Source organism: Neobacillus sp. DFD-2R (assembly GCF_057747865.1).
Window position 1 is genome coordinate 512480 of record NZ_CM173228.1, and the last position, 17926, is coordinate 530405.

The 17926-nt window shown below is 40.0% G+C and carries 14 protein-coding genes; 9 read left to right on the plus strand and 5 right to left on the minus strand.

Translation table 11 applies throughout. The features are described 5' to 3' along the window. The first annotated feature begins 15 nt into the window (after nt 1-15). The 3 genes from AC3ANV_RS02505 (at nt 16) to AC3ANV_RS02515 (ending at nt 4567) form a co-directional block, all read left to right on the plus strand. Nucleotides 16-1470 (plus strand): aldehyde dehydrogenase family protein, encoded by a 1455-nt coding sequence (locus tag AC3ANV_RS02505; RefSeq protein ID WP_488312108.1) that lies wholly within the window; start codon nt 16-18, stop codon nt 1468-1470. 201 nt (nt 1471-1671) lie between these two features. After that, nucleotides 1672-3108 (plus strand): amino acid permease, encoded by a 1437-nt coding sequence (locus AC3ANV_RS02510; protein WP_488312109.1) that lies wholly within the window; start codon nt 1672-1674, stop codon nt 3106-3108. A gap of 916 nt (nt 3109-4024) precedes the next feature. After that, complete coding sequence (locus tag AC3ANV_RS02515; RefSeq protein WP_488312110.1) at nt 4025-4567, plus strand: DinB family protein; 543 nt, start codon at nt 4025-4027, stop codon at nt 4565-4567. Nucleotides 4568-4737: 170 nt separating this feature from the next. On the opposite strand, the gene AC3ANV_RS02520 is transcribed toward AC3ANV_RS02515, so the two are convergent. Further along, complete coding sequence (locus AC3ANV_RS02520; RefSeq protein ID WP_488312111.1) at nt 4738-5247, minus strand: DoxX family membrane protein; 510 nt, start codon at nt 5245-5247, stop codon at nt 4738-4740. A 250-nt stretch (nt 5248-5497) separates the two neighbouring features. On the opposite strand from AC3ANV_RS02520, the gene AC3ANV_RS02525 reads away from it, so the two are divergent. The 4 genes from AC3ANV_RS02525 to AC3ANV_RS02540 all read left to right on the plus strand — a co-directional run bounded on the left by AC3ANV_RS02525 (nt 5498) and on the right by AC3ANV_RS02540 (nt 11398). After that, on the plus strand, nt 5498-6256 hold the full coding sequence (locus AC3ANV_RS02525) for a hypothetical protein (protein WP_488312112.1): 759 nt from the start codon (nt 5498-5500) through the stop codon (nt 6254-6256). A 1048-nt stretch (nt 6257-7304) separates the two neighbouring features. Continuing rightward, nucleotides 7305-9005 carry a pyruvate oxidase gene (locus tag AC3ANV_RS02530; protein WP_488312113.1) on the plus strand — a complete coding sequence of 567 codons (1701 nt, stop codon included), beginning with the start codon at nt 7305-7307 and terminating at the stop codon, nt 9003-9005. Nucleotides 9006-9323: 318 nt separating this feature from the next. Further along, nucleotides 9324-10100, plus strand: a complete 777-nt coding sequence (locus AC3ANV_RS02535) for a 3D domain-containing protein (protein WP_488312114.1) — start codon at nt 9324-9326, stop codon at nt 10098-10100. A 404-nt stretch (nt 10101-10504) separates the two neighbouring features. Next, nucleotides 10505-11398: a CPBP family intramembrane glutamic endopeptidase gene (locus AC3ANV_RS02540; protein ID WP_488312115.1), complete on the plus strand. Its 894-nt coding sequence runs from the start codon at nt 10505-10507 to the stop codon at nt 11396-11398. Between the two features lie 109 nt (nt 11399-11507). Here the strand turns inward: AC3ANV_RS02540 and AC3ANV_RS02545 are convergent, their stop codons facing one another. After that, nucleotides 11508-12017 (minus strand): DoxX family membrane protein, encoded by a 510-nt coding sequence (locus AC3ANV_RS02545; protein ID WP_488312116.1) that lies wholly within the window; start codon nt 12015-12017, stop codon nt 11508-11510. A 358-nt stretch (nt 12018-12375) separates the two neighbouring features. Between AC3ANV_RS02545 and AC3ANV_RS02550 the strand changes: the two genes are divergently transcribed. Next, nucleotides 12376-13143 carry a sulfite exporter TauE/SafE family protein gene (locus AC3ANV_RS02550; protein ID WP_488312117.1) on the plus strand — a complete coding sequence of 256 codons (768 nt, stop codon included), beginning with the start codon at nt 12376-12378 and terminating at the stop codon, nt 13141-13143. A 123-nt stretch (nt 13144-13266) separates the two neighbouring features. Here AC3ANV_RS02550 and AC3ANV_RS02555 read toward each other — a convergent pair whose 3' ends face one another. Then, complete coding sequence (locus AC3ANV_RS02555) at nt 13267-14511, minus strand: WD40/YVTN/BNR-like repeat-containing protein (RefSeq protein WP_488312118.1); 1245 nt, start codon at nt 14509-14511, stop codon at nt 13267-13269. 218 nt (nt 14512-14729) lie between these two features. On the opposite strand from AC3ANV_RS02555, the gene AC3ANV_RS02560 reads away from it, so the two are divergent. Then, nucleotides 14730-15533, plus strand: a complete 804-nt coding sequence (locus tag AC3ANV_RS02560; RefSeq protein ID WP_488312119.1) for a prohibitin family protein — start codon at nt 14730-14732, stop codon at nt 15531-15533. An 87-nt stretch (nt 15534-15620) separates the two neighbouring features. On the opposite strand, the gene AC3ANV_RS02565 is transcribed toward AC3ANV_RS02560, so the two are convergent. Both AC3ANV_RS02565 and AC3ANV_RS02570 read right to left on the minus strand, forming a co-directional pair. After that, a complete protein-coding gene (locus tag AC3ANV_RS02565; RefSeq protein ID WP_488312120.1) occupies nt 15621-16547 on the minus strand; it encodes an AEC family transporter in 927 nt (308 codons plus the stop codon). Between the two features lie 105 nt (nt 16548-16652). Further along, on the minus strand, nt 16653-16964 hold the full coding sequence (locus AC3ANV_RS02570) for a hypothetical protein (protein WP_488312121.1): 312 nt from the start codon (nt 16962-16964) through the stop codon (nt 16653-16655). Nucleotides 16965-17926: the final 962 nt, after the last annotated feature.

Sequence of the window (17926 nt, forward strand, 5' to 3'; positions counted from 1 at the left end):
TATGAGGTGATTTCAATGACATTTATGGAAGCGTTAACAAAGGAAAATAAGATGTTTCTTGCCGGAAAGTGGGTATCCCGCGCCAAAACCATTGAAGTCTTCGATCCGCAAGATCATCGTTTAATCGCAACAGTTCCTGCCGCTAATGAGGAGGATGTACTTCATACGATAGAGGAGGCAAAAAAGGGCGCAAAAATTGCCGCGGACATGTCAACACACGAAAGAATTGCGATTCTGAATCGTGCTTCTGACTGGATTTATGAGCATAAGGAAAAATTTGCAACCACTATTGCTTGTGAGGGAAGTAAAACAATTAAAGAGGCAAGAAAAGAAGTATTGCGTTGTATTGAGACCCTTCGTATTAGTGCTGAAGAGGCAAGGAGAATGAATGGAGAAACGATTTTATTTGATCAAATGCCGGGAAGTGAAGGCCGCATGGGGTATTATTATCGTTTTCCGATTGGAATTATAGTAGCTATAACGCCGTTTAATGATCCATTAAATCTTGTTGCACATAAAGTGGGTCCTGCGATAGCTGCCGGAAATGCCATCATCGTAAAACCGGCACCCGCAACACCATTAAGCGCTCTTTTATTAGCAGAAGCCTTTGAAAATGCAGGTTTGCCGCCTAAAGTATTATCTGTCATTACAGGTTATCCAAGTGATATGGGAGAAAGCCTGATTACCCATCCGGCCATACGAATGATTTCTTTTACAGGGGGACTATCCACAGGCCAAGCGATTATGCAAAAGGCTGGCCTGAAAAAGATAAGTATGGAGTTGGGCTCGAACTCACCGGTGATCGTACTGGATGACGCTGATTTAGAAGAAGCAGTTGAATCGACTGTTTCCGGCGCCTTTTGGGCTGCAGGTCAAAATTGCCTCGGAGTGCAAAGAGTATATGTTCAAGAAGGTATTTATCGGGACTTTGTCGGAAGATTCCTTACCCGTACTCAACAGTATCGAGTCGGTAATAAACGATCAGAGGAAACCGACATGGGGCCGATGATTTCGGAGGATGAAGCAAAACGGGTGGAGAGTTGGGTTAACGAAGCTGTTGAAAAAGGCGCGAATTTGCTATGTGGCGGCAAACGTAAGGGTTCATTTTATTACCCAACGGTTTTAGAGAATGTACCGGCAGATTGCAAGCTGGCAACTGAAGAAGTCTTCGGACCGGTAGTGACCATTTACAGCGTTCCCGATTTCGATACGGCTATTTTCCAATCTAACAACGTGGAGTTCGGCTTACAGGCAGGTATCTTCACTCAAAATTTAGATAAGGCATTGGCAGCTATACACAAGCTGGATGTAGGCGGGGTTATGGTAAATGATAGCTCTGATTATCGGATAGATGCTATGCCTTTTGGGGGGGTGAAGGGTTCGGGTTTAGGCCGTGAAGGAATTAAGTTTGCACTTCAAGAAATGACGGAACCAAAAGTTGTTTGTTTTAAAGTTTCAAATAAAAGATAATATGAAAACGTCTCTTCATAATCGCTTTATCGGAATTGACCGTTATTGGTCAATTCTTGTGTAAAAATATCTGATTTTTCTGTAAATAGATTCGAATTTTATGTAGTTAACTTTGAGTAACTTAAAATAGTGCAGGCAGCTTGGTGTATCTGCCTTAAAAGATGATGGTACCGCATTACATATAAAAAAGGAGGAGACAGGATGCCGGAAACAAATAATACCGATCAAAATCAGTTAAAGCGTACAATGAAAAGCAGACATTTGTTCATGATTTCGCTAGGAGGGGTAATTGGAACGGGCCTTTTTCTAAGCACAGGCTACACGATTAATCAAGCCGGTCCGGGAGGTACGATTCTCGCTTATTTGGTTGGTGCACTGATTATGTATCTTGTTATGCTGTGCCTTGGTGAATTAACTGTAGCTATGCCGGTAACCGGTTCATTTCAAACGTATGCTACAAAGTATGTCGGTCCTGCTACCGGATTCACCATTGGTGTGATGTACTGGCTTACCTGGGTGGTTACGGTAGGTTCGGAATTTACCGCAGCAGGTCTATTGATGAAGAGATGGTTCCCTGATACTTCCGTTTGGATCTGGAGTGCTATCTTTGCGATTGCCCTTTTTCTGCTAAACGCCTTTTCAGTGAAATTTTTTGCTGAAGCCGAATTTTGGTTTGCCGGTATTAAAGTAATTACCATTATTTTATTTATCGTATTGGGGGGAGCAGCGATGTTTGGCTTCATTCCGATGAAAGGCCATGCAACTGCCCCGATGCTTTCCCATTTTACCGGTGAAGGCGGTCTTTTCCCTAATGGATTGCTTCCGGTTTTAATGGCTATGATTTCCGTGAATTTTGCCTTTTCAGGAACAGAACTTATTGGTGTTACCGCCGGGGAAAGTGAAAATCCCGACAAAGACATTCCGCGATCGATTAGAAACGTAATTTGGAGAACTGTTTTTTTCTTTATTGGTGCGATATTTGTATTATCCGGATTAATCTCTTGGAAAGAAGCGGGAGTCATAGAAAGTCCGTTCGTTATGGTTTTTGACAATATAGGGATTCCTTATGCTGCAGATATTATGAACTTTGTTATTCTTACCGCTTTACTATCAGTAGCAAATTCCGGTCTCTATGCATCTACCCGTATGGTATGGTCGCTTTCAAATGAAAAAACAATAAGCCCTCTCTTAGGGAAGGTAACTTCAAGAGGAGTGCCGCTTAATGCTTTAATCGTTAGTATGGCAGTAGCCAGCTTGTCATTATTCTCAAGTGTCGTTGCACCGGATACGGTTTATTTAGTGCTTGTGGCTATATCCGGATTTGCAGTGGTGATCGTATGGATGGGAATTGTGTTATCGCAGTATATGTTCCGCAAGCGTTTTATTGAAGAGGGTGGGAATATTAAAAATTTGAAATTCCGTACCCCACTTTATCCCTTCGTCCCCATCACTGCTTTTGTTTTATGTTTCGCTTCTTGTGTAGGACTTGCTTTCGATCAAAGCCAACGAATTGCCCTGTATAGCGGAGTACCCTTCATTGCTATATGCTATTTTTTCTACTATATTAAAAATCGTGGAAAGAAGAATCAATTAGAGTCTCATGATGAACTTGATCAGTATATTGAGAATATAAAGTAGAGAGGGTCCGGTGTTAGCGATCCATTAAGAGTGGCTAAAATTGTCACTCTTTTTTTGTATCTAAATAATATGGTTTGCAAAAATATTTTTAATAGATTGGACAAGTGATTGAGCAATCTTATTATCTAGTATCAGGGAAGCAACAGTTATCTTTGAACAGTAAAACATATACAAAGAGGAAAAAATATTTTAAGAGTCCTTTCGGGGCTTTTTTTATTTAAGGCTATTTTCGCATAGATTGTTGTTTTTCGTATAAGTTTATCAACCCGTATAATTAGAAGCTTCGTGCATCTTTTCGTAAGAACATTTGCGAAAATTGCCTAGAAACTTAGTAAATGAACTTTATTAAGTTTCAAAAGCAACAAAGTTTACGAAAAGAGCCTTATTTAATATGGATCAAAATGGATATTGGAAGTGTACCTAACGGAATTCTTGTTCAACAAGTCCGAACCAGACTCGTATTCGGACTAGTTCTTGCGATTTTCCCCCAACGCTGTCGGTATTTCCCGGAATTGTCTAGTTAAATAAACGGATTCTTCCTTTATTTTCAGCCAATGCTGTTACCAAAGGGAAACTGGCTTTTGTCTTGATTGCCCATAATCTGTTAAAATGAAAACATACACTATTAGTAAGACACATAATGAAAACCCGTTGGATTGCCGAAGGAGAAATATGAAGGTGATTGGGGCGAAGAACGATGAAGAAGCGGTCAAGGTTGCGTAGACGGATTCGCGAATGGCTAAACAAGAGGAAAGAACGGAAAAAAGAGAACCCGCTCCCGAGTTTTGCAAACCCAAAAGAATTTTATCAAAATGAAAAACCTACCGAGGAATAATGACAGATGCGATTCTTCCATAAAAGAAGGATCGTTTTTTTCTTATTCAAATAACGAAGCAATTTGAAAGGGATGATTAACGTGGATAAAAGACCGGTAATAAGTGAATATGACTCCTATTTTTCAAAGTACGTGAACTTGGTGCCTGACGGGGATATATTGGAAATATTGGAGCAGCAGAATAAGGAAACTAACATCTTGCTTGAGGATATATCCAATACGCAAGGGCTATTTAAATATTCTCCTAATAAATGGAGTATGAAAGAAGTAATTGGTCATCTTACTGATACTGAGCGGATTTTGGGTTATGCCCTCCTTTGTATAGCAAGAGGAGAAGCCATATCTCTTCCAAATTATGATAAAAATGTTTATGTTCAAAGTGCTGCATTTGATAAACATTCGATGGAGGACCTTTTGGCGAATTTGAGTATTGTTCGCAAATCTACTTTACAATTGTTAAAGAGTCTTAACTCAGAAGATTGGCTAAGGCGAGGTATTGCTAACGGCTCTGAAGTTACTGTCCGTGCGCTTGTAATTATTCTTGCAGGTCACGAACTTCATCATCGAAAAATAATTAAAGAATTTTATATCGGTTCTCAGGACTTTCCGCTAAAAAGGATTTAAATAGCTCGCCTTGTAAGTATTTGTACTACATTCTTATTAAGGATCTCTCCTTTGTTCCGGGGCTGACGTTGCGGGTTTTGAAAAGATGCTAACATTCCACTCGAATTTTTTGAACTAATCTCATGAAAAAGGACCTCAGTCTGAACGTTCACGACTGAGGTCCTTTTGTGTTAAGCCCTATATGTTGCTGCTTTGTTTCCTTTAGCAGCCGTTTTACGAATGAATGGAACGACCCAACGATCAAGACCGATGCGGCCTGCGTTGTAACCGGCAGCAAGGATGATGACACCCAGTAAAATATCCATTGGGTTGGTAGAAACAGTACCTGCCATCACATATGAGAAGTTCATGAGTAAGCCGAAGAACATAGCCGCTGTTGTTAAGCATCCGAGAATAAGTCCTAGACCGACAAGAAATTCACCTAACGGAATAATAGTATTAAAGATGTGAGCATTCGGTAAGGCAATGTGTTTTAAGAATCCTACATAAGTAGCATAGACCATGCTGCCGTCCGGACCTTTAACCGGATTGGCGATCGCGCCTTTTAGAAAACCGGAAGCATCAAAACCGCCTGTAAGCTTGTGCAGACCGGCTGTTAACCATGCATACCCAAGATATAAACGTAAGACGGTAAGAAGAGCTGCAGCCACTTTGTTCTGTCTTAAAAATTTGTTAAACATATAAAAGACCCCTTTATGAAAAGTATTATTGGTAACTTGATTACATTGTTAGTATAATCCTTTTATCTTGAAACGAGAGTAATTTGTTCACTATTTCACATATTTGTAAAAAAGAATTGAACAAATTGTTGCAAGGGAATGATTGGTTTAATATTCTCCTCAATGGTTAAATTAACGTTACTGCGTTATGTCCCGTCGTGCGGTCACTATTCATCATTACCTACTGAAGATTCAGTTTGGAGTGAGCAAAATGAACACCCACATTCATGAAATATACTTACACACTGCTGTTAAAATACGTAAGCCCAAAAATCTAAATAATTTAACTCCCAAAATGTCAACTGACTATGTATTTGATAGGGAGGATAGATTTACAGATTATATCGATAATCATCCCGGAATATCAAAATCATCTTATATAACAAAAGATGATAAGGACCAATATTATTATATTACAGGTTTTAAGGTTTGTTCTTTGGATGAATTAAAACTATCCCGGCAGATATTTGTACCATCCTACTTAGATAAAGATGATCATTCTTTTCCGCTAATTGATAGATTGAAAAAGGAAAATTTAACACCCCTTCAAAACGGTTATGATAAAGCATATGCACATGTTTCGGTATATACGAAAAATATAAATTTGTTAACTGCAATCGATTATTCGAGGTTGGCAAATGTCGACGGATATGACGATCCTCTTGTAATGGATAGAATGAATTACATTTCGAATTATTACGAAAAGCAAGAGACCCGCTATGTATCGGGTGCTGAAACCAACTCATTCGCTACCATTTCGGAAAATAGAAATTATTTTTATACCATTCACTTACCGAATGTTAGTACTTTGTATCTAAAGTATTTTGTATATTTTATTGAGTACCAATCTATTCCTTCACATCAAATGATGCCTAGACTTTTGGGGAATCTATGGGGATCAATGATAGCTAATAATAATAACTTCAACAGCTATCTATTTAAATCAATGATGATAGGGGATCTTAAATAATAAAAAAGAGGTTAAAAACAGAATCTCCTTGATTTCTCTTAACGTGGTTACGTGTGAGGCGAATTTCTGTTTGCCCTGTTCGAATACCCCCGCATTCGGACTCTCATAAGGAATTTCCTGTATGCCCTGTCCGAATAAGCCCGCATTCGGACTCTTATAGGGAATTTTCTGTTTACCCAGTCCGAATAAGCCTTGCATTCGGACTCTTATAGGGAATTTTCTGTTTACCCAGTCCGAATAAGCCTCGCATTCGGACTCTTATAGGCAATTTCCTGTATGTCCTGTCCGAATCCCCCCCGCATTCGGACTCTTATAGGGAATTTTCTGTTTACCCAGTCCGAATAAGCCTCGCATTCGGACTCTCATAAGCAATTTTCTGTATGCCCTGTCCGAATCCCCCCCGCATTCGGACTCTTATAGGAAATTTCCTGTATGTCCTGTCCGAATACCCCCCGCATTCGGACTCTTATAAGCAATTTTCTGCTTCCCCTGTCCGAATCCCCCCCGCATTCGGACTCTTATAGGGAATTTTCTGTTTACCCAGTCCGAATAAGCCTTGCATTCGGACTCTTATAGGGAATTTTCTGTTTACCCAGTCCGAATAAGCCTCGCATTCGGACTCTTATAGGGAATTTTCTATTTACCCAGTCCGAATAAGCCTCGCATTCGGACTCTCATAAGCAATTTTCTGTATGCCCTGTCCGAATACCCCCCGCATTCGGACTCTTATAGGAAATTTCCTGTATGTCCTGTCCGAATCCCCCCCGCATTCGGACTCTTATAAGCAATTTTCTGCTTCCCCTGTCCGAATCCCCCCCGCATTCGGACTCTTATAAGCAATTTTCTGCTTCCCCTGTCCGAATACCCCCCCGCATTCGGACTCTCATAAGGAATTTTCTGTATGAAACAGAGAGTATGGTCGCTGGGCTCTATGTCTGTCACCGGCCAAAATTTCTCGGCGGTTGTCGGCAATATGAATGGAAATATTGAGTAATTTTTAGCTAAAAGTATCACACTATCAATATCTATTTCAAAAAGGGAGTGTCCTATGTTTAAACAAACAGCAGGTGAGAAGTTAATTGAACTATTGATCGAGTGGGGAGTGGATCATATTTACGGGATGCCGGGTGACTCCATTAATTCGATTATCGAGCCGCTCAGAAAGGTCCAAGACAAAATTAAGTTTATTCAGGTCAGACACGAAGAAGCGGGTGCCTTAGCGGCCGCAGCATATGCAAAGCTGACTGGGAAAATAGGGGTTTGTACCGCCATTGCCGGTCCGGGTGCCATTCATCTTTTGAATGGATTGTATGATGCAAAGCTTGACAAGGTACCGGTATTGGCGATTACAGGGCAGGTTGAATCGGACCTGCTTGGTACTGATTTTTTTCAAGAGGTTAATTTAGAAAGAATGTTTGATGATGTGGCCGTCTACAATCAACGGATTATGTCGGCTGAACAGCTCCCTGCCGTAGTAAATCAAGCGATTCGGACGGCTTATGCAAAAAAAGGGGTATCAGTTCTAACGATACCGGATGATGTGCCGCGTTTTGAGGTTGGGCAGGAAGCACGGGTAACATCCAGTTTTACTGTAAATCAAGAAATTCTTCCACTTAAGGAAGATTTGCAGCATGCGAAGGAAATGATAGAGAAAGCGGAAAGACCGATCATTCTTGCAGGAAGAGGGGTACATGGTATCCGGGAAACCCTATTATCTTTCGCTGAAAAAATTGCAGCCCCGATTGTATTAACATTACCGGGAAAAGGGGCGATTCCTGATAAACATCCCTATTGCTTGGGCGGGCTTGGCCTAATTGGTACAAAGGCTGCCTATGAAGGCATGCAGGAAACCGATTTGCTTATCATGATTGGGACATCATTCCCGTTTACGGGATTTTTACCCGAAAGGGCGAAAATAATTCAAATTGATACAGATCCTTCCCAAATCGGAAAGCGCTATTCAGTTGATGTTGGCCTTGCAGGAGAAGCCGGATTAACACTTAAGTGGCTTATAGAAAATGCTCCTGATAATGCGAATCGTGACTTTTTAGAAAAAAGTCAGGAGCGGATGAAAACGTGGTGGAGCAGGTTAGAACATCAGGAAGAAAATGACTCTGTACCGCTTAAGCCACAGCGAGTGATTCGTACCTTACAGGAAGTAGCTTCAGATGATGCGGTCTTATCAGTAGATGTAGGCAATGTCACTGTTTGGATGGCGCGTCATTTTCATATGACCAATCAAAAATTTATTATTTCCAGTTGGCTTGCGACTCTTGGCTGCGGTCTTCCCGGTGCAATCGCAGGAAAAATAGCCTATCCGGAAAAACAAGTATTTGCCGTTTGCGGTGATGGCGGGTTTGGAATGACGATGGCCGATTTTGTCACAGCAGTAAAATACAATTTACCGATTGTGGTCATTGTTTTAAACAATCATAAGATCGCGATGATTAAGTTCGAACAAGAAGTAATGGGGAATATTGAGTTCGGTACCGACCTGATTAACCCTAATTTTGCACAATATGCAGACATTTGCGGCGGAATCGGCTATCGTGTGGAAAGTCCCGAGGAACTTCTTCCGGCATTGCAGCAAGCCGTTAAGCAGAACAAACCATGTATCATTGATGTGGTAGTCGATGCGGAGGAGGCACCAATGCCGGCAAAGATAAAATTTGCCCAGGCTGCAGGGTACACAAAGCATATGTTAAAAGTGTTATTTGAGGAAGGGAAACTGGATTTGCCACCGCTGTGAAAAAACCGCCTAATTAGGCAATCTAAATTTTAATGGAAATACCGGTAGTTGTTGGAAAAATCAAAATTTTTGATCCGTTTTAGATGACATGATTGTAATAAATAATAGTTGAGCGCAGAGTGCAATACGACTGCGCTTTTTGCTTGGAATGAGGCGTTAGGGGGGGATGTTTTTTATTTTTTCCGGTTAAGTAGAAATATTATCGTAATATAAATGCCATGGATGTAAACGATTTAACATCCCACTGTTCTTTTTTACAGAAGAATCCATGTTAAGATTATGGAAAATTAGCAACCAAAGAACATGGAGGGTAAAAGAATGCTTAACAAGATTAAAACATTATTAATAGCAGTTGCTGTACTCTCAGGAACTGTAAGTGCTAATGTACAAGCTGCAACGGTTACAGTACAAGAAGGAGATACACTTTGGGCTCTATCACGGGTACATAATACATCTGTAGAAAATATTCAAAAATGGAATCACCTTTCTACTGACCTTATTCACCCTGGAGATGTATTAACGATTGCAACAGAAAAACATTATAACGTTAAACAAGGTGACACACTATGGGATATCGCCAAAGATCACCATGTGAGCGTTTTGCAAATCAAAGAATGGAACAATTTAATTACCGATCTCATCCATCCAGGATTAAATCTAGTAATCTTTGATGGTTTAAATACTACCACTAACACTGTAACAGAAAAACAACAACAGCAGGCTGCACCTGCACCACAGCCTGCAGCGCAAGCACCAAAGGAAACTGCTCCTGCAGTAAAAGCTGCCTCAACAAGTAATACAGGCTCAAGGGAAATTACTGTGAAAGCTACAGCCTATACGGCTTCATGTGCCGGATGTTCAGGTATTACAAAAACGGGAATTAATATTAAAGCAAACCCAAATGCAAGGGTCATTGCCGTTGACCCGTCTGTTATACCGCTTGGCAGTAAAGTTTATGTAGAAGGCTTTGGTGAAGCAACCGCTGCAGATACCGGCGGAGCAATTAAAGGAAATCGAATTGATGTTTTTATTCCTTCCGAACAGGATGCAATCAATTTTGGAGTAAAACAATTAAAGGTAACCATATTAAACTAGCCTGTTTAAGGATCTCTAATAAGTATCATACAAAAACACTGCAAACCTTTTGAAGTAAGGGGGGCAGTGTTTTTTATATATTAATGGAACGGGGAAGTCCTTCTTTGTTTAAATCCGGCACTAGGCCGGTGCCGGATTCAACAGCTACGAAAGAGTGAAAAGGCATTAGGTTTGGTGCCCATAAATAATAGTACAAATTTAATATTACAATTCTATGAACATCCAATTAAAAATTTAAGAAGGAAATAACAGGAGGCGAATAAAGGTTACAACTAATATCTTTTTTCAATGATATTTACTCCGGTTATTTTAATTATAATGAAGAGTGGAGGTTCTTTGCTGTGATAAAATGTAGTAAAAAATACAAATAGATTCTTATTTTATTATCTGATAGGAGATTTTGCATGAAAAAATGGTTTAAAAACACAGAAGGTCAAGTAAGGAGTGGTTGGAAGTTAATTTTAGCATTTGGACTTATGAACATCCTGACAGGGCTCTTCTCCATACCGGTGTTGATTGTTGGATCAAATTGGAGCATTCCTATTGATATATTAGCAGATAATCCTTTTACTAATTTCTTCTTGATTTTGACTCAGTTACTAGGTGTCATTGTTGCGGTATTGATTTGTTTGAAAAAAGAGAAGAAAAAGTGGAAAGATGTAGGAATTACTTCTCTTCGCTCTCAAGGAAGCAACTTACTGCTTGGATTGTTTTTAGGTGCAGCATCTATTGTTTTCATTACATTGATTCTATTAGTGACGAAGCAAATCACCTTGGTTCCTGCTAAAATTACTCTTCATTTTTTAACAGAAATCTGTTTACTCTTTGTGAGTTTCATTTTTGTAGCCCTCAATGAGGAAATATTCTTCCGTGGCTATGTTATTTCCGCTTTAAAGCAGACAAAATCTTATCCTATTATTTATATTGTATCCAGTTTGGTTTTTGGATTTGCACATCTTGGAAATCCCAATGTACATTTACTGGGGATTGTTAATGTCTTTCTCATCGGTTTTTTGTTTGCCTACATGTTCATACAAACAAAGACACTCTGGATGTCAATGGGGTATCATTTAACCTGGAATTTCTTTCAAGGGAACATACTTGGATTTAATGTCAGCGGTACAAAAGGAAATGGTTTCTTTCATATTAAGAGTTCTGATAACATTTGGACAGGGGGATCTTTTGGAATCGAGGCAAGCGTATGGACTACTGTGGTCATTTTGCTTGGCTTTTTGATTACTAAATTCTATATTGAAAGATTCTTTACTTCTAGAACTTCACACGAAATCCAAGTCTAGAAAAAAGAGGGATTACGGCCGATCTATTTTTTCGCCGATAAGAGGATTTAAAAACAGCATAATGAAAAAAGTACCTCATTCCGATCCTTCGGAATGAGGTACTTTTGTGTTAAGCCCTATATGTTGCTGCTTTGTTTCCTTTAGCAGCCGTTTTACGGATAAATGGAACGACCCAACGGTCAAGACCGATGCTGCCTGCGTTGTAACCGGCAGCAAGGATGATGACACCCAGTAAAATATCCATTGGGTTGGTAGAAACAGTACCGGCCATCACATAAGAGAAGTTCATGAGTAAGCCGAAGAACATAGCCGCTGTTGTTAAGCATCCGAGAATAAGTCCTAGACCGACAAGAAATTCACCTAACGGAATAATAGTATTAAAGATGTGAGCGTTCGGTAAGGCAATGTGTTTTAAGAATCCTACATAAGTAGCATAGACCATGCTGCCGTCCGGACCTTTAACCGGATTGGCGATCGCGCCTTTTAGAAAACCGGAAGCATCAAAACCGCCTGTAAGCTTGTGCAGACCGGCTGTTAACCATGCATACCCAAGATATATACGTAAGACGGTAAGAATAGCTGCAGCCGCTTTATTTTGTCTTAAAAATTTGTTAAACATATAAAAGACCCCTTTATGAAAAGTATTATTGGTAACTTGATTACATTGTTAGTATAATCCTTTTATCTTGAAACGAGAGTAATTTGTTCACTATTTCACATGTTTGTTAAAAAGAATTGAACAAAATATGACGAATGAAAAAAGGAAAGTAACAGCAATTTAGCGGGTTAAACCTAAAGGGTAAGGGGTCCAAGTTGATAATATTGTCATAATATATATAAATGTGCACCAATTTATTAAATTTAATAGCTTTTTTTAAAAATAGACGATAGAAAATTTAGAATATTTGTTTACAAGCTAATCATTAAATTCTATAATTCATATATATTTACTTGGGTATAAAAAGGAGAAATTTACGATGAGTATCGGTATAGCAGCTATGGGTTTGTTGGTTGGCTTTTTAGTAGGGCTGACAGGTGTAGGGGGGGCTGCCCTTTTAACGCCTGTTCTTATAATGGTAGGGATTCATCCTTCTATTGCAGTAGGAACAGATCTTGTGTATAACTCCATCACAAAACTGTTTGGTGTCGTACAGCATTGGAGGCAAAAAACAATTAATTTCAAATTAGTGAAATACCTTGCAATTGGAAGCGTTCCAAGTGCTGCTGCGGCGATTGGAATCCTGCAACTTTTCGAAGCTTCCTATCATAATCAAGAACAATTAATAAAGCAATCTCTTGGTTATGTCCTTATTTTAGTTGCTATTGCCATCTTGATTCGAACCTTTTTTGATAAAAAAATAAGACCTAACCGTTGGCAATTAAAGGCTATCGAAGATAAACGAGGATTAACAATCTGTATCGGCGTCGTCTTTGGTTTTATTGTCGGACTCACTTCCATTGGATCAGGTTCTTTATTTGCCCTTGCTATGTTATATCTTTACCGATTGAAATCATCTGAGTTGGTCGGTACAGATATTGCCCACGCATTTTTATTGGTGACTGTCGCAGGGCTGCTCCATGCACATGCCGGCAGTGTAAACTACACCCTTGTAGGAAACTTATTAATTGGCTCTATTCCCGGTGTTTTGATAGGGAGTACTCTATCAGCCAAAGTTCCTGCCAAACCACTCCGTACCGTGGTAGCTGCCATCATTATTTTTAGTGGTATAAAGCTGATTGTTTAGATGTTACCGGTAGCTCACCTAAATCATTTGTGTTTAAAAAATAGATCATGAAAAAGAGTAGGACTTTTCCTTGGATAGGAAAGGTCCTACTCTTTTCTAATACCGGGAATTGATTGCTTTCATTTAGCGAAAAATATGGATTTGATTCCAGTGAATTCCGCCATCTGATGTGGTATACATCAAACTTGGTTTGCCATTTTCAGTCGTGATCCACCATCCGTGATTCGCATCTGCTATCGCTAAATAAGCTTCTCCGTATCCTTCTAACGCCACGTTACTATTCACCCATGTTTTTCCTGCATCTTTCGTCCATCCGATGGAATTCGGATTATCGCAGGCAGGGCAGGATCCACCCATGAAAGCAACTTCCGGATTTACCACATAAAGTGGTCCGGGTTTCGACCCCTTATTAATAGGTCCTTTATTATAGTCTTGGCTAAATCCGGGAGCCGGTCCGCCGCCTGCCGTGGAATTAGCAATGACTGTCTTCCATGACGTTCCGCCATCGGTTGTATGGAAAACGGAGTAAGAGGTTTGCGTCATTCCCGTACCTCCAATTAGTTCAATCCAGGCATCATTCGTTCCTGCCGAGCGTATGACGGCATCAGCCAGAGGGGATGAAAGGCTTTTAGTCAGTACTGTTTCCCATGATTTTCCGCCATCTATTGTTCTTTTTACATAAAATTCATTATTCCTTTGGGTAACCGCCCATCCATTTTTCACATCGTGAAAATACGCATCACCAACCATGTTTTTTGGTACAGGCAGTAAATGCCATGATTTCCCGCCATCTTGCGAAAAGGCATTCCCGCTTAGAGCAGTCGTTTTTGAAGTGAAATGAAGATACGCGTTATTTGGTACAGTTCCGACTGCAACCCAGTGCCGTCCGCCATCACCGGATTGCAGGAGCCTCAGACTGTTACTGCCTTGATTTAAGGTGGCCCATACCTCTGAAGGATTGAGCGCAAATAGTTGCTGCACGGTTCCGCTTCCTTGATAAACAACCGCCCAATTTTTCCCGCGGGACGTTGTTTTGGCTATCCAGCCATTGCCGCCAACCCAGCCTGTATTGAAATCAGCTAATCTAACGGCAGTAATCGTGCTCATATTGATAGTACCGGATGTAGCGGGATTCGTTGCAGGGGGTGCCGGTGTGTTTGATGTCGTTTTACCGGAGTCCGATGATGTTCCGGGAGATTGATTGGAATTAATAGTTGTATTTGTAGATGATGAGTTCGAAGGTGATGTTTGTTGACTAGAGTGCTTATTCCTTTCTGTGGTGACATCCGCTTTTTGTTTCTCCACGGAACTACATCCGGCAAGTGCAATAGAAAGACCCAAAACCATCATAATCATTTTATTTTTCAACCTATTGATCCCCCTCATTATTATTTTTTTACAAAAATTAGACTTTGTTTTTTAACAAATTGTTACACTTTGCTTAAAAATTGGTACTTTCGCCTACCCCTTCCCGCTAATATACTTTACAAAGTACGTACTCAGATAAGTAGTCATTGCATATTAATATACCAATTTGGAGGTGGATTCATGACCGAATTTCAGATGATTAAATGGAGGGGTATGGAATGAACTACGTGAAAGGAATTATAGGCGGTCTTATTGGACTTCTCGTAGTATTTCTTATTTTTTCTTCCGTTACAACCGTTCAATCCGGTTATCGAGGAGTTTTGTTACAATTAGGTGCAGTTAAACCGGCCATCTTAAGTGAAGGTTTTCATTTTAAACTTCCGTTTATTCAATCTGTGCAACCGATTGAAGTGCGGGTACAAAAGGAAGAAAGTGCTCAAACGGCAGCGTCAAAGGATCTTCAAATGGTCACGACCACGGTTGCTGTTAACTACTCTGTCGATCCCGAAGCAGTCAATAAACTCTATCAAAATATCGGATTAGATTACCGTTCTCGGATCGTGGACCCGGCGATTGCAGAATCACTAAAGGCCATTACGGCTCAGTACACTGCAGAAGAATTAATTTCCAAACGTCCGGAGGTATCCTCGCAGGTAAAGGATATGCTGGCAAAAAAATTAACAAAATATTATATGAAGCTGGAAGATATCAATATTAAGGAATTTGCTTTTAGCGAGGAATTCAATAAAGCGATTGAAGCCAAACAAACGGCCGAACAAAATGCCTTAAAAGCACAAAGAGATTTAGATAGAATCAAAATCGAAGCTCAGCAGCAAATCGCGCAAGCAGGTGCCGAAGCGCAGGCCTTAAAATTGAAAAAGCAGGAAGTAACCCCCGAGTTAATTCAATTAAAACAAATTGAAGTTCAAGAAAAAGCCTTAGAGAAATGGGATGGACATCTTCCAAATGTAACAGGTGGTGCAACGCCATTTATTGATGTGAATGGACAATCAGGGAAATGAAAATGAAGGAGTGAAAAAATGGCTCAGTTGACTAAACTGAGCCATTTCTTATATTTATTTTCATTTTTATCATTTTGAAAAGACTAATCACGGAAATATCAAATGAGATGAAAATACAACTGTGGTTACTGTCATCATACTACATACAGTAGACAATAAAACGGTTTGTGCTGCATATTCAGGATGATTTCCATATTCCAATGCAAAAAGGGAACTGTTTCTTGAAGTCGGGAAAGAGCTTGCAATAAACAATGACTGTGCCGTAATGCCTTTCAAATTTAAAACTAAAATAATGAGGAATGCAATACAAGGCGAAAAAATCAGCCGCCCAATAAGGCTTAGAACCAACGGTATAGAAAAATGATTTATTTTTAGAAAAGCACTTTGTGCACCTAGCGTAACAAGTGCGATTGCTAAAAAAGCGTTTGAAGCATTATTAATAGGGGCCCATATGTATCCCGGGATTTTGATCGAAAGGGCATGAAGAAAAACCCCAAACAAAAAAGCGTAGACGACAGGGTTTTTCAGAAAAATTTTTAGCGCTTGGAATTTTTCCTTATCAACGGATACAGAATTAAATAATCCATATGTATAAGTAAGGAGGTTTTGAAATATCATGATGACAACTTGTATCGATAAACCTAAAGGATTATGTTGAAAAACGAGCTGGCTGACAGGTAATCCAAAGTTCCCCGAATTGCTGAGTACGACACTGTTTTTAAAGGTGGAAGATAGACTTCTCTCAAATTTCGCCATTTTGGATATTCCTGTGCTGAATATCATTAAACAAAGATTTTGTATGATAAGGAAACTGAGAATATGCAAGAGTGTATCTCCGCTTATTTTACTTTGATATACGTTGGCAAAACTCACAGCCGGCATCAGTAAATATGTATTTAATTTAGATAAGGTGTTCAGGTCTAATTTAAATTTCCGGTGAAGAAATGCACCGGCTCCAATAAGAGAAAAAACCGGTAAAATAACATTCAATATAATAAGAAATAAAACGCCCATAAAATAATCCTCTCCATTTTAATAACCATACAAGACTTGCAGTGTGAACTTAGGATAATTGTACTATTAGATGTAGGTGTTCTTATTTAGCTGTCTTATTCCTTCCTAAGAGGATTCAAATATTTGTATAAAGACACAATACTCATTGTTGTAGTTTACTGTAAATGCTATATCATACTGACCGCAGGTTTCATCGTGTATTTCTTTAATGCCGCTAATCGGTAAGCAAAAGTATTTTCCTGTATTATGTTCACTAACTGTTATTCTCCCGGCTTTAATATTAATTTTTGCCCTTTTAATGTAGCTACTAAAACTAAATCCAACTATCCCTTTGATCTCATCCTTTAATGTTGCATCAAAGTCTTTCCCCTCGTGCTCCATTAATGTTGCAATAAGTTGTTTTGAATTTCCCTCCAATTGCTCCTCCCCCCTCAACAATTTAATTATAAAAACAATATCCATACAGTTGAAATACAAATAATTTATCGACAAGTATGCCAAAATGGAATGACAACATTTTCATGAGATACCATTCTAAAGGATAGAAATTATTATTGGACAGGATGTGATTTTAACGTGATTTAATGTGTAAATTTAACCGAGTATTTGAGCATAATTGCAGTTACAAAGAGAATGCGAGGCTGATTCGGACAGGCCCGGCAGGAAATCGCTTATGATAGTCCGAATGAGGTTGGTATTCGGACAGGCCCAGCAGGAAATCGGCGATGATAGTCCGAATGCGGTGTTGATTCGGACAAGCCCGGCAGGAAATTGGCGATGATAGTCCGAATGAGGTGTTGATTCGGACAGGCCCGGCAGGAAATCGCATGAGATAGTCCGAATGAGGGTGGTATTCGGACAAGCCCAGCAGTAAATTGGCGATGATAGTCCGAATGGGGTGTTGATTCGGACAAGCCCGGCAGGAAATCGCTTATGATAGTCCGAATGAGGGTGGTATTCGGACAAGCCCAGCAGGAAATCGCTTATGATAGTCCGAATGAGGGTGGTATTCGGACAGGCCCGGCAGGAAATTGGCGATGATAGTCCGAATAAGGTGTTGATTCGGACAAGCCCAGCAGGAAATCGCATGAGATAGTCCGAATGAGGTTGGTATTCGGACAAGCCCGACAGGAAATTGGCGATGATAGTCCGAATGAGGTGCTGATTCGGACAGGCCCGACAGGAAATTGGCGATGATAGTCCGAATGAGGTGTTGATTCGGACAAGCCCAGCAGGAAATCGCATGAGATAGTCCGAATAGGTGCTGATTCGGACAGGCCCGCCAGGAAATTGGCGATGATAGTCCGAATGAGGTGTTGATTCGGACAAGCCCGGCAGGAAATCGGCGATGATAGTCCGAATGGGATGCTGATTCGGAC